Annotated in this window: 25 protein-coding genes and 1 tRNA gene; 13 read left to right on the top strand and 13 right to left on the bottom strand. The window is 60.7% G+C overall.

Features of this window, described 5'->3' with window-relative positions; translation table 11 throughout:
• Positions 1 to 137: 137 nt before the first annotated feature.
• The 8 genes from ACIQUH_RS22610 to ACIQUH_RS22645 form a co-directional block, all read right to left on the bottom strand.
• A complete protein-coding gene (locus ACIQUH_RS22610) occupies positions 138 to 983 on the bottom strand; it encodes an ATP-binding cassette domain-containing protein (RefSeq protein ID WP_400819220.1) in 846 nt (281 codons plus the stop codon).
• Complete coding sequence (locus tag ACIQUH_RS22615; protein ID WP_400819222.1) at positions 980 to 1,819, bottom strand: ABC transporter ATP-binding protein; 840 nt, start codon at positions 1,817 to 1,819, stop codon at positions 980 to 982. The genes ACIQUH_RS22610 and ACIQUH_RS22615 overlap by 4 nt, the downstream gene beginning before the upstream one ends.
• 3 nt (positions 1,820 to 1,822) lie before the next feature.
• Positions 1,823 to 2,737, bottom strand: coding sequence for an ABC transporter permease subunit (locus ACIQUH_RS22620; RefSeq protein WP_269347354.1), 915 nt, complete (start codon positions 2,735 to 2,737; stop codon positions 1,823 to 1,825).
• Positions 2,734 to 3,741, bottom strand: a complete 1,008-nt coding sequence (locus ACIQUH_RS22625) for an ABC transporter permease subunit (RefSeq protein WP_400819225.1) — start codon at positions 3,739 to 3,741, stop codon at positions 2,734 to 2,736. Before ACIQUH_RS22625 ends, ACIQUH_RS22620 begins: the two co-directional genes overlap by 4 nt.
• A 61-nt stretch (positions 3,742 to 3,802) precedes the next feature.
• Positions 3,803 to 5,407 carry an ABC transporter substrate-binding protein gene (locus ACIQUH_RS22630; protein ID WP_400819228.1) on the bottom strand — a complete coding sequence of 535 codons (1,605 nt, stop codon included), beginning with the start codon at positions 5,405 to 5,407 and terminating at the stop codon, positions 3,803 to 3,805.
• 119 nt (positions 5,408 to 5,526) lie between these two features.
• Positions 5,527 to 6,714, bottom strand: a complete 1,188-nt coding sequence (locus ACIQUH_RS22635) for a M24 family metallopeptidase (protein WP_400819230.1) — start codon at positions 6,712 to 6,714, stop codon at positions 5,527 to 5,529.
• A gap of 552 nt (positions 6,715 to 7,266) precedes the next feature.
• Positions 7,267 to 8,016, bottom strand: coding sequence for an SDR family oxidoreductase (locus ACIQUH_RS22640; RefSeq protein WP_400819233.1), 750 nt, complete (start codon positions 8,014 to 8,016; stop codon positions 7,267 to 7,269).
• The gene (locus tag ACIQUH_RS22645) at positions 8,013 to 8,627 is read right to left on the bottom strand and encodes a nucleoside 2-deoxyribosyltransferase (RefSeq protein ID WP_400819235.1); all 615 of its coding nucleotides are present in this window, start codon (positions 8,625 to 8,627) and stop codon (positions 8,013 to 8,015) included. Before ACIQUH_RS22645 ends, ACIQUH_RS22640 begins: the two co-directional genes overlap by 4 nt.
• Positions 8,628 to 8,803: 176 nt before the next feature.
• Between ACIQUH_RS22645 and ACIQUH_RS22650 the strand changes: the two genes are divergently transcribed.
• From ACIQUH_RS22650 to ACIQUH_RS22665, 4 genes are all read left to right on the top strand, one after another.
• Positions 8,804 to 9,430: a ribonuclease D gene (locus tag ACIQUH_RS22650; RefSeq protein WP_035263279.1), complete on the top strand. Its 627-nt coding sequence runs from the start codon at positions 8,804 to 8,806 to the stop codon at positions 9,428 to 9,430.
• Positions 9,431 to 9,514: 84 nt separating this feature from the next.
• Positions 9,515 to 10,744, top strand: coding sequence for a hypothetical protein (locus tag ACIQUH_RS22655; RefSeq protein WP_400819237.1), 1,230 nt, complete (start codon positions 9,515 to 9,517; stop codon positions 10,742 to 10,744).
• Between the two features lie 48 nt (positions 10,745 to 10,792).
• Positions 10,793 to 11,101, top strand: coding sequence for a hypothetical protein (locus ACIQUH_RS22660; protein ID WP_400819239.1), 309 nt, complete (start codon positions 10,793 to 10,795; stop codon positions 11,099 to 11,101).
• A 254-nt stretch (positions 11,102 to 11,355) separates the two neighbouring features.
• Positions 11,356 to 12,906 carry a hypothetical protein gene (locus tag ACIQUH_RS22665; RefSeq protein WP_400819241.1) on the top strand — a complete coding sequence of 517 codons (1,551 nt, stop codon included), beginning with the start codon at positions 11,356 to 11,358 and terminating at the stop codon, positions 12,904 to 12,906.
• 96 nt (positions 12,907 to 13,002) lie between these two features.
• Here ACIQUH_RS22665 and rpsA read toward each other — a convergent pair whose 3' ends face one another.
• Positions 13,003 to 14,703 carry a 30S ribosomal protein S1 gene (rpsA, locus tag ACIQUH_RS22670; RefSeq protein ID WP_400819243.1) on the bottom strand — a complete coding sequence of 567 codons (1,701 nt, stop codon included), beginning with the start codon at positions 14,701 to 14,703 and terminating at the stop codon, positions 13,003 to 13,005.
• Positions 14,704 to 14,934: 231 nt separating this feature from the next.
• The gene (gene cmk, locus ACIQUH_RS22675; protein WP_400819245.1) at positions 14,935 to 15,615 is read right to left on the bottom strand and encodes a (d)CMP kinase; all 681 of its coding nucleotides are present in this window, start codon (positions 15,613 to 15,615) and stop codon (positions 14,935 to 14,937) included.
• A 199-nt stretch (positions 15,616 to 15,814) separates the two neighbouring features.
• Here cmk and ACIQUH_RS22680 point away from each other — a divergent pair, with 199 nt between their 5' ends.
• Complete coding sequence (locus tag ACIQUH_RS22680; protein ID WP_400819247.1) at positions 15,815 to 16,201, top strand: TIGR02300 family protein; 387 nt, start codon at positions 15,815 to 15,817, stop codon at positions 16,199 to 16,201.
• Positions 16,202 to 16,353: 152 nt separating this feature from the next.
• Positions 16,354 to 16,429: transfer RNA gene (locus ACIQUH_RS22685), tRNA-Ala, on the top strand.
• A gap of 76 nt (positions 16,430 to 16,505) precedes the next feature.
• On the opposite strand, the gene ACIQUH_RS22690 is transcribed toward ACIQUH_RS22685, so the two are convergent.
• Positions 16,506 to 17,009, bottom strand: a complete 504-nt coding sequence (locus tag ACIQUH_RS22690) for a thermonuclease family protein (protein ID WP_400819250.1) — start codon at positions 17,007 to 17,009, stop codon at positions 16,506 to 16,508.
• Positions 17,010 to 17,083: 74 nt separating this feature from the next.
• Positions 17,084 to 17,524 (bottom strand): PAS domain-containing protein, encoded by a 441-nt coding sequence (locus ACIQUH_RS22695; RefSeq protein ID WP_400819253.1) that lies wholly within the window; start codon positions 17,522 to 17,524, stop codon positions 17,084 to 17,086.
• A 142-nt stretch (positions 17,525 to 17,666) separates the two neighbouring features.
• Here ACIQUH_RS22695 and ACIQUH_RS22700 point away from each other — a divergent pair, with 142 nt between their 5' ends.
• The 7 genes from ACIQUH_RS22700 (at position 17,667) to ACIQUH_RS22730 (ending at position 23,073) form a co-directional block, all read left to right on the top strand.
• Positions 17,667 to 18,569: an NrtR DNA-binding winged helix domain-containing protein gene (locus tag ACIQUH_RS22700; protein ID WP_400819256.1), complete on the top strand. Its 903-nt coding sequence runs from the start codon at positions 17,667 to 17,669 to the stop codon at positions 18,567 to 18,569.
• 69 nt (positions 18,570 to 18,638) lie between these two features.
• Positions 18,639 to 19,610 carry a quinolinate synthase NadA gene (gene nadA / locus ACIQUH_RS22705; protein WP_400819259.1) on the top strand — a complete coding sequence of 324 codons (972 nt, stop codon included), beginning with the start codon at positions 18,639 to 18,641 and terminating at the stop codon, positions 19,608 to 19,610.
• On the top strand, positions 19,607 to 21,178 hold the full coding sequence (locus ACIQUH_RS22710; RefSeq protein ID WP_400819262.1) for an L-aspartate oxidase: 1,572 nt from the start codon (positions 19,607 to 19,609) through the stop codon (positions 21,176 to 21,178). The genes nadA and ACIQUH_RS22710 overlap by 4 nt, the downstream gene beginning before the upstream one ends.
• A 1-nt stretch (position 21,179) precedes the next feature.
• Positions 21,180 to 22,037, top strand: coding sequence for a carboxylating nicotinate-nucleotide diphosphorylase (nadC, locus tag ACIQUH_RS22715; protein WP_400819265.1), 858 nt, complete (start codon positions 21,180 to 21,182; stop codon positions 22,035 to 22,037).
• Positions 22,038 to 22,187: 150 nt separating this feature from the next.
• Positions 22,188 to 22,439 carry a GlsB/YeaQ/YmgE family stress response membrane protein gene (locus ACIQUH_RS22720; protein ID WP_004437812.1) on the top strand — a complete coding sequence of 84 codons (252 nt, stop codon included), beginning with the start codon at positions 22,188 to 22,190 and terminating at the stop codon, positions 22,437 to 22,439.
• A 12-nt stretch (positions 22,440 to 22,451) separates the two neighbouring features.
• A complete protein-coding gene (locus ACIQUH_RS22725) occupies positions 22,452 to 22,862 on the top strand; it encodes a DUF3597 domain-containing protein (protein WP_400819270.1) in 411 nt (136 codons plus the stop codon).
• 22 nt (positions 22,863 to 22,884) lie between these two features.
• Positions 22,885 to 23,073 carry a hypothetical protein gene (locus ACIQUH_RS22730; protein WP_400819273.1) on the top strand — a complete coding sequence of 63 codons (189 nt, stop codon included), beginning with the start codon at positions 22,885 to 22,887 and terminating at the stop codon, positions 23,071 to 23,073.
• 235 nt (positions 23,074 to 23,308) lie between these two features.
• On the opposite strand, the gene cydX is transcribed toward ACIQUH_RS22730, so the two are convergent.
• Positions 23,309 to 23,431 carry a cytochrome bd-I oxidase subunit CydX gene (gene cydX, locus ACIQUH_RS22735; protein ID WP_045015706.1) on the bottom strand — a complete coding sequence of 41 codons (123 nt, stop codon included), beginning with the start codon at positions 23,429 to 23,431 and terminating at the stop codon, positions 23,309 to 23,311.
• Positions 23,432 to 23,446: the final 15 nt, after the last annotated feature.

A 23,446-nucleotide genomic window follows, 5' to 3' on the forward strand; every position in this document is an offset into this window, starting at 1 on the left:
TCGCGTTTGACCGGATTCATGCGACGCGCTTTATCTCTTTGTTTTTATGCATGTCGTGATCCCGAAACCGCTGCACACTTTCGGGCGACATGCATTAAGATCGGAAATCTCAGACCTGCAATACGAGTACTCGCTGCTCAGGCTGTCGCCGTCAGCCGGGCCGCCTTGCGGCGCTCCACACGGGCGCGGATCGCATCGACATCCGTGATGGGTGTCGCGGCGAAAAGCTGGCGCGTGTAGGGGTGCTTCGGATCGGCGAAGAGTTCCTCGCGCGAGCCCTGCTCGACGGCCTCACCCTTGGAGATGACCAGCACGTCGTCGGCGATGTAGCGTACCACGGAAAGATCGTGGCTGACGAAAACATAGGTCAGCTCGAATTCTTCCTGCAGATCGCGCAGCAGGTTCAAGACCTGCGCCTGCACCGAAAGATCGAGTGCCGAGACCGGCTCATCCAACACCAGCAGCGCGGGGTTCAGCATCAGTGCGCGCGCAATGGCGATGCGCTGGCGCTGGCCGCCCGAGAACATATGCGGATAACGGTTGAAATGCTCCGGGCCGAGGCCGACCTTGATCAGCATGGCTTCGGCGCGCTCGCGTCGCTCCGCAGCCGGCATTTTGGTGTTGATGACGAGCGGTTCCATCAGCACGTCGCCCACCTTCTGGCGCGGGTTGAGGCTGCCATAGGGGTTCTGGAACACCATCTGCACCTTGGAGCGCATCTGTGTGTCGGGGCGGCGCCTGGCGATATCGACGGGATTGCCTTCGATCTTGAGCTCACCACCGGATGCCGGGTCGATCAGTGCGATGATGCGGGCAAGCGTCGACTTGCCCGAACCGGACTCGCCGACGATGGCGAGCGTCTTGCCGCGCTCGACGGCAAAATCGATGCCCTTCAGGGCCTGAACCGTTTTCGCGCCGCCGAACAGGCCGCCCGGAACGTGATAGTGGCGGGTAATACCCTTGCCTTCGACAACAATACTCATCGAACGCCCTCCTTGCCGAAGAAATCGGAGACCGTGGGCAGACGATCGCCGGTGGCATTTTCCGGCAGGGCCGAAAGCAGTGCCTTGGTATAGGGATGCTGCGGGGCTTCGAAGAGGCTCAAGACATCCGCCTCCTCCATCTTGCGGCCCTTATATTGCACCACGACGCGGTCGGCGGTTTCCGCCACCACGCCCATGTCATGGGTAATGAGAATCAGCGCCATGCCGTATTCTTCCTGCAGCTTCATCAGCAGGTCGAGGATCTGCTTCTGGATCGTGACGTCGAGCGCGGTCGTCGGCTCGTCGGCGATCAAAAGGCGCGGCTTGGAGGCAATCGCGATGGCGATCATCACGCGTTGGCACTGGCCGCCCGACATCTGGTGCGGGTATGCCTTGAGCTTGGTTTCCGGCTCGGGAATGCCAACGGCCCGGAACAGTTCAAGGGCGCGGGCACGCGCGGCCGCGCCGCTCATGCCGAGATTGAGGCGTAGAACTTCCTCGATCTGGAAACCGACCGTGAAGGACGGATTGAGCGAGGCGACGGGTTCCTGGAAGATCATGGTGATCTCCCGGCCGATCACCCTGCGGCGCTCCTGCGACGACATGTTCAAAAGGTTCTTGCCGTCGAAGGTCATCTCATCGGCGGTAATCGTCGCCGTGTCGGGCAGAAGCCCCATGACGGCAAGCATCGATACCGACTTGCCGGAACCGGACTCACCGACGATGGCCAGCACCTCATGCTTGTCGACGGAAACATCGATACCGTCGACAGCCGTGAAGGCGCCGGTGGCGGTGGCGAATTTGACGGTGAGGTTCTTGATTTTCAGCAGGCTCATTGCTCAGCTCCGCTTCAGTTTGGGATCGAGCGCATCGCGCAGGCCGTCACCCATCAGATTGATGGCAAGCACCGAGATCAGGATCGTCAGGCCGGGAAGAGTGACAACCCACCAGGCACGCAGGATGAACTCGCGCGCTTCCGCCAGCATCGTGCCCCATTCGGAGGCGGGCGGCTGTGCGCCCATGCCGAGGAAGCCGAGAGCCGCAGCATCGAGAACCGCAGACGAGAAGGACAAGGTTGCCTGAACGATCAGCGGCGCAAGGCAGTTCGGCAGGATGGTCTTGAACATCAGCCGGAGATTGCCGGCCCCCGCCACACGGGCAGCGGTGACATATTCACGCCTGAGTTCGCTCATCACGGCAGCGCGTGTCAGACGCGCGAAATGCGGCTGGTAGACGATGGCAATCGCGATCATGGCATTGGTGAGACCCGGCCCGAGGACCGCAACCAGAACCAGCGCCAGAAGCAGCGACGGAAACGCCAGAATGACGTCCATCACGCGCATGATGACGGTATCCACCCAGCCGCCGAAGAAGCCGGCGACGAGACCGATGACGATACCGCCGACAAGGGCGATGGAGACGACGACGACGCCGATGAACAGCGAATATTGCGCGCCGTAGATCAGCCGGGACAGCATGTCGCGGCCCACCGCATCGGTGCCGAAGAAGAAGCCGGCACGGCCGCCTTCCTGCCAGACCGGCGGGACGAGGAGCGCATCGCGATATTGTTGTGTCGGATCATGCGGGGCAAGGATGGGCGCGAAGATCGCCACCAGCACAAGCAGGATGAAGACGGCAAGCCCGATGACGGCGCCGCGGTTCTGGCGGAAATAGAACCAGAAATCGGCAAGCATCCGGCGGCGGATGGCGGCGTCCGAAAGGCGGACGCCGGGGGTGGTGGTCACATCGGTCATTTGTGACGGATCCTCGGATTGATGAGGCCATAGGTCAGATCGACGAGCAGATTGACGATCATCACCAGACCCGCGATCAGGAGCAGGCCGCTCTGCACGACCGGATAATCACGGCGCGAGATGGAATCGATCATCCACTTGCCGATACCCGGCCAGGAAAAGATGGTTTCGGTCAGGATGGCACCAGCCATCAGCACGCCGATCTGCAGGCCGATGGTGGTGATGACCGGGATCATGGCGTTACGTAGCGCATGAATGCCGACGACGCGGGCGGACGACATGCCCTTGGCGCGCGCGGTCCGCACATAGTCCTCACCCATGACTTCCAGCATGGCCGAACGTGTCTGGCGGGCAATCACGGCCAGCGGAATGGTGGCAAGCACGACCGACGGCAGGATGAGATGCGAAAAGGCCGACACGAAGGCACCCTTCTGGCCCGAAATCAGGCTGTCGATCAGCATGAAACCGGTGACGGAGGGGAAGAAATACATCAGCGAGATGCGGCCCGACACCGGCGTCCATTGCAGGATGCCGGAGAACATGATGATCAGCAGCAGGCCCCACCAGAAGATCGGCATGGAGAAACCGACGAGCGCTGTCGTCATGGAAATCTGGTCGAACCAGGAACCACGACGAATGGCGGCGATGACGCCGACCGGCACGCCGATCAATGTTGCGATGATGATGGCGACAAGGCCAAGCTCGACCGTCGCGGGGAAAAGCGACAGGAACTCGGTGAGAACGGGTTTCTTGGTGACCAGCGAATTGCCGAGATCGCCCTGAAGCAGCCGTCCGAGGAAATGCAGATATTGCTGCCAGATGGGCTGGCTGAAGCCGAGCTGTTCGGCAAGCTGCGCATGCCGCTCGGGTGAAATGCCGCGTTCGCCCGCCATCAGCAGCACGGGATCTCCCGGCAGGACGCGCACGAAGGAGAAGGCGACAAAGGTGATCCCGAGAAATGTCGGAACGAGATAGAGAAGTTTGCCGAGAATGAACCGGATCATGGTTTTTTCCTGAAAAGACGCGCGGAAGAACAGGGTCCTTCCGCGCGTCCGTTGTTTGGGATTATTCCGCGATGTCGACGTTTTCGAAGGTGAAGTCGCCAAGCGGGCTCATGGTGAAGCCGGAAACCTTGGCGGACATCGGAACGAACTGGGTGGAGTGCGCAAGCGTCGCCCACGGAGCCTGTTCCTTGAAGATCACCTGCGCCTGCTCGTAAAGCTTGGTGCGCTCGGCAACGTCAGTCGCCTGCTTTGCCTTGGAAATCAGCTCGGAGAACTCCTTGTTGCACCACTGTGCACGGTTCGTGCCGCCTTCGCCTGCCGAAGCGCAGGAGAGCAGAACGCCCATGAAGTTATCAGGGTCACCGTTGTCACCGGTCCAGCCGAGGATGACGGCGCCGTCGCGGTTCACTTCGGTCGACTTCTTGAGGTATTCACCCCATTCATAGGAGACGATCTCGGCCTTGACGCCAACCTTGGCGAAATCCGCCTGGATGAGTTCGGCGGTGCGGCGCGCGTTCGGCATGTAAGGACGCTGAACCGGCATCGCCCAGATCTTCATCGACAGATCCTTGACGCCAGCGGCTTCGAGAGCCTTCTTGGCCGCTTCCGGATCGTAGGCATCGTCCTTGATGCTGTCGTTGTAGGACCACATGGTCGGCGGGATCGGGTTCTTGGCAACCTGGCCGGCACCCTGGAACACGGCGTCGATGATCGCCTGCTTGTTCATCGCCATGTTCAGCGCCTTGCGGACTTCCGGCTTGTCGAAAGGCGCAACGGTCGTGTTGTAGGCGAAGTAGGCGACGTTCAGACCCGACTGTTCATCGAGCTTGAGGTTCTTGTCGGCGCGGATGGCGGCAAGGTCGGCCGGTGCCGGATAAGGCATCAGGTGGCATTCGCCGGCCTTCAGCTTCTGCAGACGAACGGCGGCATCCGGCGTGATCGCGAAGATCAGGTCGTCGATCTTCGGTGCTTCACCCCAGTAGTCGGCATTCTTCTGGTAGCGGATGACCGCGTCCTTCTGATAGGCGACGAACTTGAACGGGCCCGTGCCGATCGGCAGGTTGTTGAAGTCCTCCTTGGTGCCGGCCTTTTCCAGCGTATCGGCATATTCCTTCGACACGATGGAGGCGAAAGGCATGGCGATATTGGCGAGGAACGGCGCTTCCGGACGCGTCAGCACGAACTTGACGGTGTAATCGTCGACCTTGACGATTTCCTTGATCAGCGACGGCATTTCCATGGAGTTGAAATATTCGTAGGTGATGCCTGCGATATACTGGTTCCACGGGTTCTTCGCATCGCGCTGGCGGTCGTAGCTGAAGATCACGTCATCGGCGTTGAATTCGCGGCTCGGCGTGAACTTGTCGTTGGAGTGCCACTTCACGCCCTTGCGCAGGTGGAAGGTATATTCCAGGCCGTCGCCCGAAACTTCCCATTTTTCGGCAAGGCCGGGCTCAACTTCGGTCGTGCCCTTCTTGAACTCGGTCAGGCGGTTGTAGACCGGATGCGCGGAAGCGTCGAAGGTGCCGCCAGCGGTATAAGGCGACGGATCGAAGCCTTCCGGCGATGCCTCGGAGCAATAAACGAAAGTCTTCGCCATGGCGGGCATGGCGGAAGTGATCGCAATCGCAGAGGCGATAAGCAAACTGCGGGTCAGCGTTTTCATCTGGTGGTCCTTTCCCTCTTTTTCTGAGTTCCTGCGGCCCCGTCCGGGGGCCTACCTCTTCTGGTCAGCAGCGACGCGGGAGCCCCATGTCGCCGTTCGGTCTTTTGCCTCCCGACCAATTACCCGGCGACCGGCTGAAACAGCCGGTCGAGGTTCTTCTCCGGTGGGCAGAACCAGCGCGGCCCCGCCTCCGTCATATAGACTATATCCTCGAGACGGACGCCGCATTCGCCATAAACGCACAGCATCGGCTCGATGGAAAAACACATGCCCGGCTCAAGCGCCGTGGCATTTCCTGCAACGATATAGGGTTCTTCGTGAATATCCAGCCCAAGCCCGTGGCCAGTGCGGTGCGGCAGGCCGGGAAGCTGATAATCCGGGCCGAAACCGGCCGCTTTCAGGCTGTCGCGCGCAGCCCTGTCCACATCCGAGCAGGCAGCGCCGACCTTGGCTGCGGCAAAGGCCGCCGCCTGCGCGTCGCGCTCGGCGTTCCAGAGGAAACGCTGCCGTTCCGTCGGTTTGCCGAAGACATAGGTGCGGGTGATATCGGAACGATAGCCGTGAAGAATGCCGCCGAGATCGACCAGCACCATATCGCCGTCGTTCAGCGTCTGCGCATAGGGCACGCCATGCGGATAGGCCGTCGCTTCGCCGAACTGCACCGCCACGAAAAGCGGCTTCAGGCCAAGGGCAATATGGGCGGCGTTGACGAAATCGGCGACTTCCGTGGTGGAAACGCCCGGACGCAGCCCCTCGAACACGGCCTTCTGCACGCCGTAACTCGCATCCATCGCCGTCTGGATGATGGCGATCTCGGCTGCGGATTTGACCTGCCGCTGGGCGACGATCATCGGCTGGGCGGAAACGATGCGGCCTTCCAGGCGCTGCATGAGGGCCGATGCGAAGACAAAGGGGGTGGCGGGATCGATGGCGACAAGATGGCCGGGACAGGCCAGCGCCTCGATGCGCCTTGCCATCAGGTCGAAGGGACTTTCATCCTCTTCCCAGACGGCGACCTCACCCGCAATGCGGATAAGCGTCTGAAGCTTCGGCTCCTCGAAGGTCGGGCTGACATAGACCGGCACGCCTTCCGCCGGCACCAGGGCGCCGTGGATGCGCTCGGAAAGGCCAAGCGACAGGCCGGTATAATAGGTCAGCGACGATGATGCATCGAGCCAGATCGCCTTGATGTTTTGCTGGATCATTCGCGCCTGCAGGCCGCGTAGTCGCAACCTGAGCTCGTCTTCAGCGATCGATGAAACCGCGATCGGCTGAAACCGCTTCAGCGCCTCTTGAAAGTCTGCCATTCTCTCCCCGCCGCTTTCGGGCCACAGACACAAGCGTGCCGGCAACCTCCCAAGCGTTCTTTTGCCCATGCTTAAACACAGGGCGGGGGCTAAGCAATGGCCCGGCAGGGCACGTCACCACAAAACTGTGCAAATTTATCTAGACACAACGAAAATGTGATCGACGCACGCCTGATTTCAACACTCGTTGCCTTGACGCAGAAATTCAAAATTCCCCGGAAATCAAGGGGAGACTGCGAACTGCCTCCAGCCCCGAGCTGGTGCGCTGGAAGTCGACGGCCAGAAACATTCAAGGAAAAGACGCCCGGAAAAGGAAAAAGCCTGCCGCGGGAGGAGGTGCGGCAGGCTTCAAACTTGATCGGTGATTGGGAGGAGGAGTACCACCGATCCACATCGAGCGACGCTGGGAGGAGGAGTGCGTCGCTTCGATGATTTGAATATAGCGGTATCCGCGATTTTTAACAGAGCAAGTCTCGCAATGCAGCATTGCATTTCTGCATAGCTCGAAAATTCCTGCCCGGTTTTTCAGCACTCCCCAAAAACGCAGGAAAATCAGCTTTCCCGATAGACCTGGAAACCGGCGAAGGACTGGTTGACCGGCATGAGTTCGAGGCTGTTGATGTTGATATGTTTGGGCTGCGAGGCGACCCAATAGATCGTATTGGCGATATCGTCGGCCGTGATCGGATTGACGCCCTTGTAGAGATTGTCCGAGGCTTCCTGATTGCCGCCGGTGCGCACCAGCGTAAATTCCGTTTCGCACATGCCGGGCTCAATGGACGTCACCCGCACGCCCTTGCCGTGCAGGTCGGAACGCAGGCCGAGCGAGAACTGGCGCAGGAAAGCCTTGGTGCCGCCATACACATTGCCGCCCGTATAGGGATAATGCGCGGCAACGGATGCGAGATTGACGACGATACCCTTGCGTTCGATCAGTGTCGGCAAAAGATGGTGAGTGATGTTGAGGAGACCGGTGATGTTGGTGTCCACCATGGTCTGCCAGTCCTTCAGCGCCACCTGCGGTGCGGGCGCGGTACCCAACGCGAGACCGGCATTGTTGACGAGAATGTCGATCTCCCTGAAATCATCAGGCAAAGCCGCCAGCGCCTTTTCGGTCGCATCCTCGTCAGTGATGTCGAAGGCGAGACCATGAAAGGCGGAACCGAGTTCAGCCGCCAGTGCTTCCAGCCGTTCCGCCCGGCGGCCCGTGCCGATGACCTTCCAGCCCTCCTTGGCGAAGCGCCGCACTGTCGCCTGCCCGAAGCCGGATGTCGCGCCGGTGATGAGGATGGTTCCGCTCATGATGATGCCTCCACTAAAGTCGTTTTTTCAGGGTCAATCGGTGTCAGTAATTTTTCGGCCGCTGCAGCGAGACAGCGCTTGTAGGCGTCGAGATCCGTATACAAAGCCTCTTCGGGAGCGTCGCCAACGATAATGACGCCGCCGCGCCGCAAAATCCCGCCATGCAGCATGAGATTGTCGACCATATCGAAATTCTCGATCGACAGCCCGTCCGGCCCACGGTAACGGCCGGCTTCATCTAGGGTGGCGACGCCGTCGTAATGCGCCTTGATGCGGGTGAAGTGATTGGCCGCGACATTGGTATAGGCAAAAACCGGTTTGTCCAGTGCGCACATGAAGCCCAGCTCATAGCTGGTTCCCGTATCGGCCGCGATGCCCCGGAACGGCGTGAGGTTGGCAATGATCGCATCCGCTTCCAGCATCATCCGCTCATCGACTTCATTGATGTTGCAGCCATGGCCGACCCTGGTGTCCGCCGGCGGAATCTGCAGATCGCCCGGCGAAAGCGGTGTGAAACCGGCTTCCCGCGCCAGCGAGGCCTTGAGGTCGAGCATTTCGCGCGCGTTCGGGAGGAAGACTTCCGGTCCGGCGAGATAGATTTTCTTTGTCATCGGGAATTCATGCGATTTGTCAGAAAAGGATTTCCTGACCCTAACCCGGAGACTTTCGCAAAGGCAAGTGCCAAGAGCCGGCGCAGAGGAGCGTGGGACCACCCGATAAAACGGTATCGTCCCGCCGCTCTTTCCGTTATAGCCGGAGCAAGAAACCGGAATTTCTGGAGCAGGACATGGCAGCACCCATCCGTTACCACGAAGGCGATATTTCCGCCGAAGATGCCGCGCGTTACACCGGCGCCATCGCAATCGATACGGAAACGCTGGGACTGGTGCCGCGCCGCGACCGCCTCTGTGTCGTTCAGCTGTCGCCGGGCGACGGCACGGCGGACGTCATTCGTATCGCGGCCGGCCAGAGGCAAGCGCCGAACCTCGTGCGGATGCTTGCCGACCCCGCACGCCAGAAGATTTTCCACTATGGCCGTTTCGATATCGCCGTTCTGTTCCACACCTTCGGCGTGACGACCACGCCGGTCTTCTGCACCAAGATCGCCTCGCGTCTGACCCGCACCTATACGGACCGGCACGGGCTGAAGGATAACCTCAAGGAAATGCTGGAAGTCGATATTTCCAAGGCCCAGCAATCTTCCGACTGGGCCGCCGAGACCCTGTCGCCGGCGCAGCTCGAATATGCCGCTTCCGACGTGCTGCACCTGCACGCGCTACGCGACAAGCTGACAGGTCGTCTCGTGCGTGACGGCCGCCTCGACCATGCCGACGCCTGTTTCGCCTTTTTGCCGACCCGCGCGAAGCTCGATCTCCTTGGCTGGGAAGAAACCGATATTTTCGCCCATAGCTGAGCGAGCCCGCATCTGGTTTAAGCACTGATTTACCGAAATTGCCTATTCTCGGCCGCAACTTTGAGCGGCCGGGGACTTTGAAGGATGATCACTCCGCTACAGCAGACGGCGGGCATTGCAGTCAGCGACCTCATGCGCTCGATGGTCGAAAGCATCGAGGAACGCCAGCGCGAAGAGCAGGAAAAAGCGAACGGCACCAAAAAGGACGATGCGGTCAAGACCAACCCGCAGCCGGACGAAAGCCATCGCGCCGCCAACGAGAAGATAAGCGCCTATCTCTTCGGCGTCATGAAGCCGGATGCCGATGCCTTCGCCTCGCTTGTCTCCCGTTTCTCCTCCGCGCTGGGCATCACACAGGAAAAGGACGAATCGAGCTTTTCCTTCGCGCGAAGACTTCAGGATGCACTGACCCTCACCGACAGCTTCGAAAAAACCGATGCACAGGGGAAAGCCACGAAGATTTCCCTGAAATCCTTCGGTGTTTCAGAGGCTGAGGTCGTAGACGTGCTGAACAATGGCATCAACACCAAAACCGATCCGATGGCCGCCCTTGCCGCCCGCATCGCGAAGGGCGCGGGCCTGACAGGCACGGAGGAGGATTTCGGCGAGCAGATGTCGAAAGCCATCATGACCGTGCGCGCGATCCTGCCGAAAAACGTCGACGATCTGGAAGAATCGACCGGCCTCAAACAACTCGGCGTCTCCGCCCGGCAGATGATCTCCGCCATCGCCAACCCCTATGGCGATGAGGCGCGCGCCGTGAAGCAGGCCTTGAACGAACAGGCGCAGGGCACCCGTTTCATGACGCGCGAAACCCTGAAGGTCATTCAGCGTCTCGAAGATGTCGCCGATCCCAAAACCAAGGAAGAGCTGCAGGCCGAACGCGGCAAAGATCGCATTGGCGAAATCAACGATGCCGAAGTGAAGGCCGAGCGGGAACAGGATATCCAGGCGCGCGATTCGCAGGGCAAGCTTGAAGACGTGCAGGAACTCCAGGACGTCGTGAAGGAGCATATCGATGCTTCCGGCGAGGAAAAAACGGAAGGCGCCGACCCGCAGGCGCCGGCCGACATATCATCGGAAACGGCCCTGATCTCCGTGCTGGCGGCCGTGCCTGCCGAGCAAGCCGCCCCGGCGGAAAACGAAAATGAACCTGCGGAGACAGACGCAGCCACCAATCCGGCCGATGCGGAAGACGACGCCGAAAAATTGCTCGATGCACAGGCGCTTGTCGAAGAAACCCGCAATGCCATTCTGCCGATCTCGATCGACGACAATGGCCTTTATGAACTGCTGAAGAAAAAGGCGGCATGATTGCCGCCTCCGATCGTCACTTGAGCGAAACATGATGTGAGTTCAGACATGACCGATATTTCCGGCCTATCCGGCAGCGCCGTTTACGACACCGAACCCAATGCGGCGCAGGCGCTGCTATCCATGGCCGCCCCGCCGCTCGTTCCGGATGACGCAACCTTCGCCGCACCCGCTGAGGAAGACAACCCCATCGCCCCCGTGGAAATTCAACCGGAGCGAAGCCTTCCCAAGGCAAGCTGGCTCGATGCCATGCCGCCGGAAGCTTTTGAGACGGCACCCAGCGATCCCGACCATATTTCCTCGGTCAATTCCGACGATAACGGCCTTTACCGCATGTTCATCGGTATCTCCCCCTGAGAGCACGCGCAATGTGTTGGTTAGCCAAATCTTAATATCTGCAAGCCAAGATTGAGCTTGATGATTCTGTATGCGCTGCAACCGGCATTGCGGCCGGAGGCGTATACGGCGCTCCCGCATGAGCGGGCGAGATGACACCTGTACATCACCGGCGCGGCGATTTTTCAACATTCGAGCCAGATGCGGATCACAGAGCCAATGGGGATTGGCCCTTTCGCAGCCAGCGGCGGTCACCGATAGAAACGGAGCGCAGCATGTTACCGCCTGTACCGAAAATTGCGGCAACCGATGCCGCCTATGGAACCACGGTCCCGTTGACGCCGCGCGGGCAAGTGAAAGAGACGGCGCCGCCGCAACCGAACACTCCCGCCCCTGAAAACAGCAGCCTTTTTGCCCGCGCGGCAATCGCCTCCCTCACCAGCGAATTTCAGCTCTCCCGCAGCACGGCGGTTCTGGCGGAAGCGCTCGGCAAGCTGATGAACCTGCCCCGGCGGGACGGCGAAGCCATAGAGACCTATGTGACGCGGCTGACTGAGGCGCTCCGCACCCTGCCGGCACCACAGCGTCTGGCGTTGGAGCAGCAGGTCGGCAAAGCCCTGCAGGGCCTGACCCTTTCGATGCTCGCCGAAATCCTGAAACAGCCGACCGGGCCGGATGCCGCCCGCCTCGCGTTGCTGATCGAGCTTTCCCGTTACAAGGGAGCGGATCTTGCAGCCAAGGCGGTGGTCTCCTCCTATCAGCAGAACAACGCCTCCAACCCCGCCCCCGCGCAATCGGCCACCCCGCCGAAACAGCAGAACGCGCCGGGCCAGAATGCGGAAGCTCGTCCGTCTTTGGCCGCGACAGCGCAGGCGGCAAATTCCGCGACCGTCAGCCGGCTCCTGCCTCTGCTCATCGGCCCGCTCGCCCTCAGTGGCGCAGCTGTGAAAGCCACGGTGGCGGCGCTGACGGCGCAGCCGGACACCCGGCCCACGCTTTCCACTCCGGCTGCCAACACAGACGATACGCAGACCAGCACCGCAAGACCGGATGGAAAGGCCGAAAACACGGTACGTCCGCTTCCGCCACAAACCGGCAGCGGGACAAAGGAAATATCGGCCGAGACCCGCCCGGCAAATCCGCCTCGCGCCGAAACCGGTGAAGCCCGCCCTGCCCTTCCGCATCGGGAGACGATGAAGACGGAGCAGAAAGAAATCCGCACGGGCCCTATGCCGCCATCCGGTTTGTTCGCAGACGACGCCGAAACCGTGAACAGCCTGCTGCTTGCCGCCACGGCCGGCAAACTTCCGGCCAAGGCAACCGGCACACAGCAGCTTACGCCCGCGCCGCAGGGTGCTGCGCAGCAACCGTCCGATGATCAACCCACCGAAAAATCGGCCCTCGCAACAGCCGCTGCCCGCCCCTCCGGTGAGGAAACGGAGACGGCGACCCATCGCCCCGAAGCCCAGCCCCTGCCCCGGGCCACACTGGACCCGGAAGTGAGAATGGCGATGCTGGAGCAATCGGCGTCGCAATCATTGATCGCCGCGGCCCTGGTAAAAGACGGCACGCCGCTGCCGCTCGTCGCCTATCCTCCGGCGGATGAGGACTATGAATCGGAATCGCCGCCGCGCGGAGGCGGTCCGTTTTCCGAGGATGAGGCCGAAGGCGAAGCCGAGGCCGGCGGTGAAAATTCCAATGGTGAGGATGAAAAAGAAGAGCGCGTCGCCGCCAATGACGGGACCGACACGCAGGAGAACCCGCCGGCGACGGTTTCCGATGACAGCGCGGAAAACTATTATCTCAAGATGAGCGGCATGCTCTGAGCAACGCGCCGCTGCCCGTTCACCGGCGCGACCTGGAAGCAACAAAAAACCCGCCGGAAATTCCGGCGGGTTCTTCATTTCAAACGATCGGAGCGATTATTCGCCGCGGTTCTTCAGAGCCGCGCCGAGAATGTCGCCGAGCGAAGCGCCCGAGTCGGACGAACCGAACTGTGCGACGGCTTCCTTCTCTTCAGCGATTTCCAGAGCCTTGATCGAAAGCATGACCTTGCGGTCCTTCTTCGAGAAGTTGACGACGCGGGCGTCGACAACCTGGCCAACCGAGAAGCGCTCGGGGCGCTGCTCGTCGCGGTCACGGGAAAGATCGGCGCGACGGATGAACGAGGTGAGGTCTTCGTGGTTGACGAGCTTCACTTCGATGCCGCCATCGTTAACCGCGGTGACTTCAGCGGAAACAACTGCGTTCTTGCGCAGGTCGCCGGAGGTTGCGGCTTCGCCGACAGCATCCTTGCCGAGCTGCTTGATGCCGAGCGAGATGCGTTCCTTCTCAACGTCAACGTCGAGAACGACAGCCTTAACGACGTCACCCTTGTTGTATTCTTCGATGACCTGTTCGCCCGGACGGTTCCAGTCGAGATCCGACAGGTGAACCATGCCGTCGACATCGCCTTCGAGACCGATGAACAGACCGAATTCGGTCTTGTTCTTGACTTCGCCCTCAACTTCAGTGCCGGCCGGATGGCTGTAGGCAAATGCCTGCCACGGGTTTTCCAGCGTCTGCTTGAGGCCGAGCGAGATACGGCGCTTGGACGGATCGACTTCGAGAACGACAACGTCGACTTCCTGGCTCGTGGACAGGATCTTGCCGGGATGTACGTTCTTCTTGGTCCAGGACATTTCGGAAATGTGGATCAGGCCTTCGATGCCCGGCTCCAGCTCGACGAATGCACCGTAGTCGGTGATGTTCGTGACCGTACCGGAGATCTTCTTGCCAACCGGGTACTTGGCGGAGATGCCATCCCACGGATCGGACTCGAGCTGCTTCATGCCGAGCGAGATACGGTGGGTTTCCTGGTTGATGCGGATGATCTGAACCTTGACCTGCTGGCCAATGTTGAGGATTTCCGAAGGATGGTTGACGCGGCGCCATGCCATGTCGGTGACGTGCAGCAGGCCGTCGATGCCGCCGAGGTCAACGAACGCACCGTAATCGGTGATGTTCTTGACGACGCCGTCAACAACCTGGCCTTCTTCGAGGTTCTGAACGATTTCAGAACGCTGCTCGGCACGCGACTCTTCGAGAACCGTACGGCGCGAAACAACGATGTTGCCGCGACGCTTGTCCATCTTGAGGATTTCGAAGGGCTGCGGGTTGTGCATCAGCGGGGTAACGTCGCGGATCGGACGGATGTCGACCTGCGAACGCGGCAGGAACGCAACAGCGCCGTCCAGATCGACGGTGAAACCACCCTTGACCTGGTTGAAGATGACGCCTTCGACGCGCTCGCCAGCTTCGAACTTGGCTTCGAGCTTGACCCAGCTTTCTTCGCGGCGAGCCTTCTCGCGCGACAGAACGGCTTCGCCGAGGGCGTTTTCGATGCGCTCGACGTAAACTTCGACTTCGTCGCCGACCTTCAGCGTGCCGTCCTTGGACTTCGCGCCGAATTCCTTGAGCGGAACGCGACCTTCGACCTTCAGGCCGACATCAACGATGGCGACGTCCTTCTCGATTGCCGTGACGATACCCTTGGCAACATAGCCTTCGGCAAGATCGTTAGCGGCAAAGGATTCTTCGAGAAGCGCTGCGAAATCGTCGCGCGTGGGGGTAGATACTGACATGAAATCTCCTGAATGCATCCGCGCGAAGGCGAATACAAAGCGCCGGTGGGCTAGTGTTGTTGATACCCGAACCCATGCCCGCCTTTTCAAAAGGCTTTCCGGCGCAAGGACATGTCTTCAGGCAATTCCGGACTGAATCGGCGGAACGCCGCTCCAGCTTTTTATTTCAGCATCGGATTTTCCGAAAACCGCATGACACTTTTCGGTCCGATGCTCTAACGCGGACCGAATTCAAGCGGTTCCGCGAGAAACCTGTTTCTCCAGGGCGGCGTCGATAATCGTGCGCGCGGCCTGAAACGCCGCCTCTATACTCATTTCCGACGTATCTAGCAAGTGCGCGTCTTCCGCAGGCCTCAACGGGCTGTCGGCGCGGCCCATGTCGCGCTCGTCGCGCTTTTTCACCTCGGCGAAAATCGCATCATAATCGCCATTACCGCCATTGGCCAGAATTTCATCGTAACGGCGCCGCGCCCGCACGTCGGCAGAGGCCGTGACGTAAAGCTTCACCGGCGCCTCAGGGCACACCACCGTTCCGATATCGCGCCCATCCAGCACCGTACCCGGCTCCCTTGCGGCAAAAAGCTGCTGCGCCTTGACGAGCGCGCGCCTCACCGGCGTCATGACAGCGATTTTCGATGCCGCCTCGCCAATCTCGTGCCGGGAAAGAACGGAGCGGTCGAGCCCGGCAAGATCAAGTTCCAGCGCCATTTTTTCCGCCACCGCCTCGTCATCGAGCGGCAGGCCGGCATCGAGAAGCGCCTTGGCTGTCGCCCTGTAGGTCAGCCCGGTATCGAGATGATGAAAACCATAGGTCTCCGCGATCTTGCGCGAAAGAGTTCCTTTGCCCGCCGCAGCCGGCCCGTCTATGGCGATCGTGAAGGTCATGAAGTGTTCCGTCTGTGCATCCGTCATCAATATAATAGAGTGTGCAACGCCTCCCCTTTTATATCAGCATTCACGCATAGGGCTTGCACCGAGGGAAGCGGCACCCGAAGTTTGTCTTTGACACGAAAGAGCGCAACGATTAAGGGGACCGGCTATAAATTTTACCGTCTATGCCGGTTTTACGGCGTACACACCGAAACTCATTCGACAATTTGAGGCTTAGACAGTGGCAAAAGCGGAACTTGGTACCAAGCGCACAGACCCCGATACCGGCAAGAAGTTCTACGATCTGAACCGCGATCCGGTCGTTTCTCCCTACACCGGCAAATCCTGGCCGCTCTCTTTCTTCGAAGAAAGCACCGCCCAGGCCAAGATGGAGCAGGCTGAAGAAGAGGAAGTGGCGGAAGTCGATACCGAAAACACGGAAGTCGAACTCGTCTCGCTGGAAGATGCCGACGGCGACAACAGCGGCGACGATATCCCCGATCTCGGCGATGACGACGACGTCGAAATCGACGACGATGACGACACCTTCCTCGAAACCGACGACGAAGATGACGACGACGACATGTCCGGCATCATCGGCGTATCGGGCGACGACGAAGAAGCTTGATTTTACTTGATAATTCGGCCCGACGACAAAAAAATGACGCCGGGCCGTTTTTTATGCTTGCACTCGTCGGAAAGCCGCAGTAGTAAGCCGCCACCGAACGGAACAACAACCGCTTCGGTTCCCGGAACCGGAAGAAATGCCGGAACCCTTATGGGGCTATAGCTCAGCTGGGAGAGCGCTTGCATGGCATGCAAGAGGTCAGCGGTTCGATCCCGCTTAGCTCCACCAAATTTTCCCAGACAAAAATATCTCCAATCAGATCAACCGGTTTGTCCTGTTGCGCAACGACGCCTGAAGCAATGCGTTATTGCAGCAACGCCCGCACATCCTGCCCGTTGATCCGGCACTCCACAGACCGGGCCGCACTGCCCTCCTCCCCCATCTCGCGACATTCAAGATATCGCCCCCGCAGCAGGTTCTGCAGCGCCTTGAAGGCGTTTAGGCCGCAGGCGTAACGGCGGCCGTCGGGGCCGGTGCAGACGCGGTTGCGTTCGATCTCCTCCACACCGGCGAGACGGAATTCCTCGCCCTTGAAGGTGAAGCGGCTGCTGGAGATCACCCGCAGGCGCTGGTCGGCGTGCATTTTCAGCGGATAAAGATCGGGCGGTATCGGAATACGCTCGTAAGTCTGGCTGCGAGGACCCACCCGCACGGGCGCGGTCGTCCACAGCAGTTCGGTATTGGCGGCGAGGCCTGTCGGGGCGAAGGTCGCCTCGCCATTGACGAGCGACGCGATGCGGATGCCCGATATGCCAAGGCCAACGGCCAGGACGATCTGAAACAGCAAAATTGCGATCTGCCGGGCCATGTCACCGCAACATCAAAACAATGAACGATACGAAATCGATCGGCCGCCGCCTTGCGAAGAGGCGCCGCCGGCTATCACATCAATAAAACCTTACCCGCGCTGACATCCCGCACCGTACCCATGGCCATGATCGGGATCCGGTCGCCATCCAGGATCACTCTTCCCGTTGTCCGCAGCCAGCGAAAAGCGCCGCATTTGAGCTGGATGCGGTATTCCTGATCATAAAACACGCCATTTGTCAGCGAATTATAAACCGCCTTGGCGACGCGAGCCCGCGAGCCGCTTTCGATCTGGGCGATGAAATCTTCGACCGGAATGCCGCAGGCGGCTTTTTCCGGCGAAAATTCGCGCAATTGGGCGGCCACGGCATCCAGATAGACCAGATTTTGCCCGACGTTCCAAGTGTAGTAACCCACAAGTGTCTCTTCCAGAGATATGTTTTCCAACATCGGCCTTCTACAGTCTGAAATGCTTGTGCGGGTCTGTAACATACCAGACGACAGACGGCTAACCACAAGAATTCATCCTTTTGTCTGATGAGACGCGGTTTTGTGAACGGCAGATTATCGACAGCCCTTTTCGGCCACCATGTTGGCGAACCAATCTTCCTGTGCCAAAGAAGGTTGATCCCTAGAGCCAACGACCAGAGGAGCCGCCGTGACCATCGGGCTTGCCCATGCCGAACTCATCGCCGTCGTCACCGCCATCACCACGGATGAGCCGCGGGTCATGACCGTTCGGCAAGGCGCTGCACTTCCGTCGGGACCGTTCGAATTCGGGCACAGAACGCTCCAGAGCGGCTTGCGGGAATGGATTCACGAACAGACCCATCACCCCGTCGGCTATCTCGAACAGCTCTATACCTTCGCCGATCGCGACCGCAACAACGACATTTTAGGCGGCAGAACCATCTCCATCGGTTATCTCGGGCTGGTTCGCGAACAGGAAGCATCAGGCGGCAAGCGCCCTCTCTGGCACGGCTGGTACGAATATTTCCCCTGGGAGGATCATCGTCAGGGACGCCCTGAGGTTCTGGACAGCCTCATCGACAGGCTGCACGCCTGGGCGGATTCCGATCACGCCTCCAAAAGCCAGCGTCATTTGCGGGCCGATTTCACCTTCGGTCTCGATGGCGGCGGCTGGAACGAGGAACTGACCCTGCAGCGCTACGAGTTGCTGTATGAAGCCGGGCTGGTCGAAGAGGCGCAGGGCGAACCGCGGATCAATTTCGGCAGGCCGATGTTTGCCGATCACCGCCGCATTCTCGCCACCGGCATCGCCCGCCTGCGGGCCAAGATCAAATATCGCCCCGTGGTGTTCGAACTGATGGCCGACGCCTTCACGCTCCTGCAGCTGCAGCGCGCCATCGAGGCGTTGGCGGGACTGACGCTGCACAAGCAGAATTTCCGCCGGCTGATCGAACAGCAGCAGCTGGTGGAAGAAACCGGCGACGTGGCGACCGAAACCGGCGGACGCCCGGCAAAGCTTTTCCGCTTCCGCCAGACCGTTCTCGATGAACGCGCCCTTTCCGGAACGAAACTGCCCCTCTCCCGCAATTGACATATGCTCACAATGAGAATATGTCCTTGTCCTAGATATACTCAAATAGAGTATAAATTGGAGAGCACCGTGAACGAGCAGATTTCCGCCGCAAGCCTCTACGACCGCGTCAGCCGCGTCATTCCCAGGGCGGAATGGATGGGCTTTCAGGACGATGTCGAGGCGATCCTCGAGTTGAAGCGCAAGCGCAACGCCGTTATCCTCGCCCATAATTACCAGACGCCGGAAATCTTCCACGGCGTCGCCGATATTGTCGGCGACAGCCTCGCCCTTGCCCGCAAGGCAATGGAGGTGGAGGCGGATGTGATCGTTCTCGCCGGCGTGCATTTCATGGCCGAGACGGCGAAATTGCTCAATCCGGAAAAAACCGTGCTCATTCCGGATATGGGTGCGGGCTGTTCGCTCGCCGATTCCATCACGCCGGAGGACATCGCACTTCTGCGCAAGGCTTATCCCGGCGTCCCTGTTGTCACCTATGTGAACACATCTGCGGCGGTGAAGGCGGCATCCGACATCTGCTGCACGTCAGGCAATGCCCGCCAGGTGGTGGAATCGCTTGGCGTGCCGCGCGTGCTCATGCTGCCGGACGAATATCTGGCGAAGAACGTGGCGAAGGAAACCAATGTCGAGCTGATCGCCTGGCGCGGCCATTGCGAGGTGCATGAGCTTTTCACCGCCGACGATATTCGAGAACTTAGGGAAAGCCATCCGGGCGTCACCGTGCTGGCGCATCCCGAATGCCCGCCCGATGTCGTCGAGGCTGCGGATTTTTCCGGCTCCACCGCCGTCATGTCCGACTATGTCGGCCGCGAGCGCCCCGCCCGCGTGGTGCTTCTGACGGAATGTTCGATGAGCGACAATGTCGCCGTGCATCATCCCGATGTCGAATTCATCCGCCCCTGCAATCTCTGCCCGCACATGAAGCGCATCACACTTGGCAATATCCGCGCTGCACTTGAGGAAAACCGCCATGAGGTGACGGTCGATCCGGCCATCGCCGATGCCGCCCGCCGCGCTGTGGAGAGGATGCTGCAGATATGAGCGAACGCCTTTCGCCGCCGCAGGACTGCACGGTCATCGTCGGCAGCGGCATTGCCGGGCTGATGGCGGCGCTGACGTTGGCCCCGCAGCCCGTGCTGCTTGTAACGCGCGGCGCGCTCGGCGGCGAAACCTCCAGCGCCTGGGCGCAGGGCGGCATCGCGGCCAGCCTTGGCCCGGATGATCGCGCAGCCCTGCATCTCGCCGATACGCTCGCCGCAGGCGATGGCCTTTGCGATGAAGATCTGGCGGTCGTCGTCGTCTCCGCGGCCCCCACCGTTATCGGTGCGCTGGAGCAGGCGGGCGTTCGCTTCGACCGAGACGCCAGGGGCAACTATATCTTCGGGCTGGAGGCCGCCCATAGCCGGCGGCGCATTCTCCATGCCGAAGGCGACGGATCGGGTGCCGCGATCGTCAGGGCTCTTGCAGCTGCCGTTCGCCGCACGCCTTCGATTACGGTTCTGGAGCGCACGGAAGTACGCCGGCTGTTGACGGAAGATGGCGTGATCGCCGGTCTCGCCTGCGAGGGCCCGGGCGGCGGCTTCCTCCTGCCGGCAGGCCGGGTCGTTCTCGCCACCGGCGGCCTCGGCGGGCTTTACGATGCCACGACCAATCCCTCCGGCAATTTCGGGCAGGGCATCATGCTCGCCGCCCGCGCCGGCGCCATCCTCGCCGACATGGAATTCGTGCAGTTTCACCCGACCGCGCTTTCCTCCCCCCGCCGGCCGCTGGCGCTCGTCAGCGAGGCGGTGCGGGGTGAGGGCGCGCTGCTTCTCAATGAAAACGGCGAAAGGTTCATGGCCGCGGTGCCGGGCGCGGAACTGGCGTCGCGCGATATTGTCGCCCGCGCCATCGACCGGGAAATCCTGCGCGGCGGCAAGGTCTTTCTCGATGCCCGCCAGGCGCTCGGTTCCGGTTTTTCGGCCCGTTTTCCGTCAATCGACCTGCTTTGCCGCGAAGCGGGCATAGACCCCGCCCGCGAGCTTGTTCCCGTCCGCCCGGCCGTGCATTACCACATGGGCGGCGTCGCCACTGATGATAAGGGCCGAAGCTCTGTGCCGGGCCTCTGGGTTGCGGGTGAAACCGCCTGCACGGGTCTTCATGGCGCGAACCGGCTTGCCAGCAATTCCCTGCTGGAGGCGGCGGCCATGGGCATAAGAGCGGCGCAGGATATTGCCGGCCGGCCCGCGCCCGCGCCAAGACCGACAGCAGCCGTCTCGCCCGACATCACAGCTGATTTTTCGCCCGCCGATCCCGCCGCTGTCAGGCCCATCGTTTCCCGTCATCTCGGCATCGTCAGACATGCCGCGGGGCTGGCCGAAGCTGTCAGGGACTTGCTGCCGCTTGCCGAGCGGAACGGCCCGGCATCCGACCCGGCCGTCGTCGCACTCTCCATCGCCGTCTTCGCAGCCCTGCGGATGGAATCGCGCGGCGCGCATTTCCGTGACGATTTTCCGCAAAAGGATGCGAAGGCGACGAGACGCCAGCTGAGCCTGAGCAACGTCGTCACCCTCGCCCGTGAGCTTTCTTGCTCCAGCCTTTCAACAGCCGGTTTCGCGCGGAGCGCCTGACATGACCCTTTCTCCCCTGCCACGCCTCATCATCGAGCCACTTGTACGTAACGCCCTTCTGGAGGATCTGGGCCTGGCGGGCGACATAACCTCCGCCGCCGTCATCCCCGCCGATCATCGCTCGGTCGTCGTCATGGCGGCGCGGGAGCCGGGCGTCATCGCCGGGCTCGACGCGGCGGAACTCGCCTTCCAGCTCGTGGACCCGACAATTCGGATGACCCGGCACATTCCGGATGGGGCGGCCGTGGCCCCCGGCGATATCATCGCAACCATCGAAGGGCCGTCACGCGGGCTCCTGACCGGCGAACGCACGGCGCTGAATTTCCTCGGCCACCTCTCGGGCATCGCTTCCGTCACCGCAAAAATCGTCGCCGCCATTGCCGGCACCAGAGCCTCGGTCGCCTGCACCCGCAAGACAACGCCGGGGCTGAGAGCGCTGGAAAAATATGCCGTGCGCGCCGGCGGCGGCATGAACCACCGTTTTGCCCTTTATGATGCCGTTCTCATCAAGGACAACCATATCGCCGTGGCCGGCGGCGTGCGCGACGCCATCCGCCGCGCAAGGCAGGGCGTGGGGCACCTCGTCAAGATCGAGGTGGAGGTCGATACGCTCGCGCAATTGCGTGAGGTCATGGACGAAGGTGTCGATGCGGTTCTTCTCGATAACATGACGCCGGAACAGTTGCGCGAAGCGGTAGGGATCGTTGCGGGCCGTGCCATTACCGAAGCGTCCGGCCGCATCAATCCGCAGACGGCCGCAGCCATCGCCGCAACCGGCATCGATCTCATCTCCGTCGGCTGGCTGACCCACAGCGCGCCGGTTCTCGATATCGGCCTCGACTTTCAAAGCCAGAGCTAAAGAATATGCGGCGCACAGGTCGCCGCACGGAACCAATCGGCCATATCGCCGTTATTGCTCCGCCTGGGGTCTATTCAAGGCGGGGGGATCAGTGCGCGCAAAAGCCTGTCCATATGCCTTAGGACCTCTCTCACAAAGGAAAGGCTTATTATGGAAGACGCACAAGTTGGCTGGATTGCAGCAATCATCATCGGCGGCGTAGCCGGGTGGCTCGCCGAACAGTTCATGAAAAGCAATATGGGTGTTTTCATGAACATTATCCTCGGCATTGTCGGCGCCATCGTCGCCAATTTCCTTCTGGGGCTTGTGGGCGTTTCGCTCGGAGGCTGGATTGGCTATCTCATCGCCGGTTTCATCGGCGCCTGCATTCTCATCGCCGTCGGGCGGGCATTTCGCCGCTAAGGGGAGGACACAATGAGCTTTTTCGACAAGATCAAGAACGCGATTTTCGGCAAGGCCGAGGCAGCGCCGCAAACTTCGGCTCCGGCCGGCACGCCGGCAGCCACAGCAAGCCCGGCCGCCCCGGCAGCACCCGCTCCGACAGCCGCGGCTCCAGCCCCCGCCGGCAGTGTCGACGTCGCTTCCATCCTGGATGCGGCGGTCAAGCAGAACGGACAGAAACTCGACTGGAAACATTCGATCGTCGACCTTCTGAAAGCCCTCAATCTCGACAGCAGCCTCAGCGCCAGAAAGGAACTGGCCGGAGAACTCGGCTATACCGGCGACACCTCGGATTCGGCGACCATGAACATCTGGCTGCACAAGGCGGTCATCAAGAAACTTTCCGAAAACGGCGGCAAGGTTCCAGCCGACCTTCTGGACTGAACCGATAAACGGGAGCGCCGCGATGGACGACTATTCCAGCCTTCGGGAGCAGATCGGCCGGGATCTCGACACCCTGCACAGGACCGAGAATCCGAAATCGATCTTCGAGATCGCCGACGACTACCTTCTGGGGAATCCGAACCTCAAAAGAGCCATCGTCGAAGACATCATCAAGGAAGAAGCGGACAAGCGCGGCATCGCGATCCATTGACGCCACGCGTCGCAGGCGCGGCTGGTTTACCAAAAAGGGCGGCATCCCAACCGGATGCCGCCCTTTTATATTTGACAGCGTTGCATCATCCGCACTCCTTCACCCCGGACCAGATCCGGGGGTCCAGCGCGATCAAGTCTCTGATCGCAAAAAGACTCTTCTCACGGCGCGTCCGCGCCGTAGCTGGATGCCGGATCTGGCCCGGCATGACGGAGGAGAGGCTTCCGCCAAAGCCCTATTTTTCCAGCTTCGCTTCGGCCTTTTTCGCGTTTTCTTCCATCAGCTCATACCACATGGCGTTCATGACGGCGAAGATGGCGGCGAGAGGCAGGCCGAGCAGCCAGGCGAAATACCACATGTTCGATCTCCTTCT

Origin of the sequence: Agrobacterium sp. NPDC090283 (assembly GCF_044769685.1) — a bacterium.
Taxonomy (GTDB): domain Bacteria; phylum Pseudomonadota; class Alphaproteobacteria; order Rhizobiales; family Rhizobiaceae; genus Agrobacterium.

Bases quoted from the DNA above. Each gene is read 5' to 3' on its own strand.
- ACIQUH_RS22610 (WP_400819220.1), bottom strand. From the start codon at position 983: ATGAGTATTGTTGTCGAAGGCAAGGGTATTACCCGCCACTATCACGTT.
- ACIQUH_RS22615 (WP_400819222.1), bottom strand. From the start codon at position 1,819: ATGAGCCTGCTGAAAATCAAGAACCTCACCGTCAAATTCGCCACCGCC.
- ACIQUH_RS22620 (WP_269347354.1), bottom strand. From the start codon at position 2,737: ATGACCGATGTGACCACCACCCCCGGCGTCCGCCTTTCGGACGCCGCC.
- ACIQUH_RS22625 (WP_400819225.1), bottom strand. From the start codon at position 3,741: ATGATCCGGTTCATTCTCGGCAAACTTCTCTATCTCGTTCCGACATTT.
- ACIQUH_RS22630 (WP_400819228.1), bottom strand. From the start codon at position 5,407: ATGAAAACGCTGACCCGCAGTTTGCTTATCGCCTCTGCGATTGCGATC.
- ACIQUH_RS22635 (WP_400819230.1), bottom strand. From the start codon at position 6,714: ATGGCAGACTTTCAAGAGGCGCTGAAGCGGTTTCAGCCGATCGCGGTT.
- ACIQUH_RS22640 (WP_400819233.1), bottom strand. From the start codon at position 8,016: ATGAGCGGAACCATCCTCATCACCGGCGCGACATCCGGCTTCGGGCAG.
- ACIQUH_RS22645 (WP_400819235.1), bottom strand. From the start codon at position 8,627: ATGACAAAGAAAATCTATCTCGCCGGACCGGAAGTCTTCCTCCCGAAC.
- ACIQUH_RS22650 (WP_035263279.1), top strand. From the start codon at position 8,804: ATGGCAGCACCCATCCGTTACCACGAAGGCGATATTTCCGCCGAAGAT.
- ACIQUH_RS22655 (WP_400819237.1), top strand. From the start codon at position 9,515: ATGATCACTCCGCTACAGCAGACGGCGGGCATTGCAGTCAGCGACCTC.
- ACIQUH_RS22660 (WP_400819239.1), top strand. From the start codon at position 10,793: ATGACCGATATTTCCGGCCTATCCGGCAGCGCCGTTTACGACACCGAA.
- ACIQUH_RS22665 (WP_400819241.1), top strand. From the start codon at position 11,356: ATGTTACCGCCTGTACCGAAAATTGCGGCAACCGATGCCGCCTATGGA.
- rpsA (WP_400819243.1), bottom strand. From the start codon at position 14,703: ATGTCAGTATCTACCCCCACGCGCGACGATTTCGCAGCGCTTCTCGAA.
- cmk (WP_400819245.1), bottom strand. From the start codon at position 15,615: ATGACGGATGCACAGACGGAACACTTCATGACCTTCACGATCGCCATA.
- ACIQUH_RS22690 (WP_400819250.1), bottom strand. From the start codon at position 17,009: ATGGCCCGGCAGATCGCAATTTTGCTGTTTCAGATCGTCCTGGCCGTT.
- ACIQUH_RS22710 (WP_400819262.1), top strand. From the start codon at position 19,607: ATGAGCGAACGCCTTTCGCCGCCGCAGGACTGCACGGTCATCGTCGGC.
- nadC (WP_400819265.1), top strand. From the start codon at position 21,180: ATGACCCTTTCTCCCCTGCCACGCCTCATCATCGAGCCACTTGTACGT.
- ACIQUH_RS22720 (WP_004437812.1), top strand. From the start codon at position 22,188: ATGGAAGACGCACAAGTTGGCTGGATTGCAGCAATCATCATCGGCGGC.
- ACIQUH_RS22725 (WP_400819270.1), top strand. From the start codon at position 22,452: ATGAGCTTTTTCGACAAGATCAAGAACGCGATTTTCGGCAAGGCCGAG.
- ACIQUH_RS22730 (WP_400819273.1), top strand. From the start codon at position 22,885: ATGGACGACTATTCCAGCCTTCGGGAGCAGATCGGCCGGGATCTCGAC.
- cydX (WP_045015706.1), bottom strand. From the start codon at position 23,431: ATGTGGTATTTCGCCTGGCTGCTCGGCCTGCCTCTCGCCGCCATCTTC.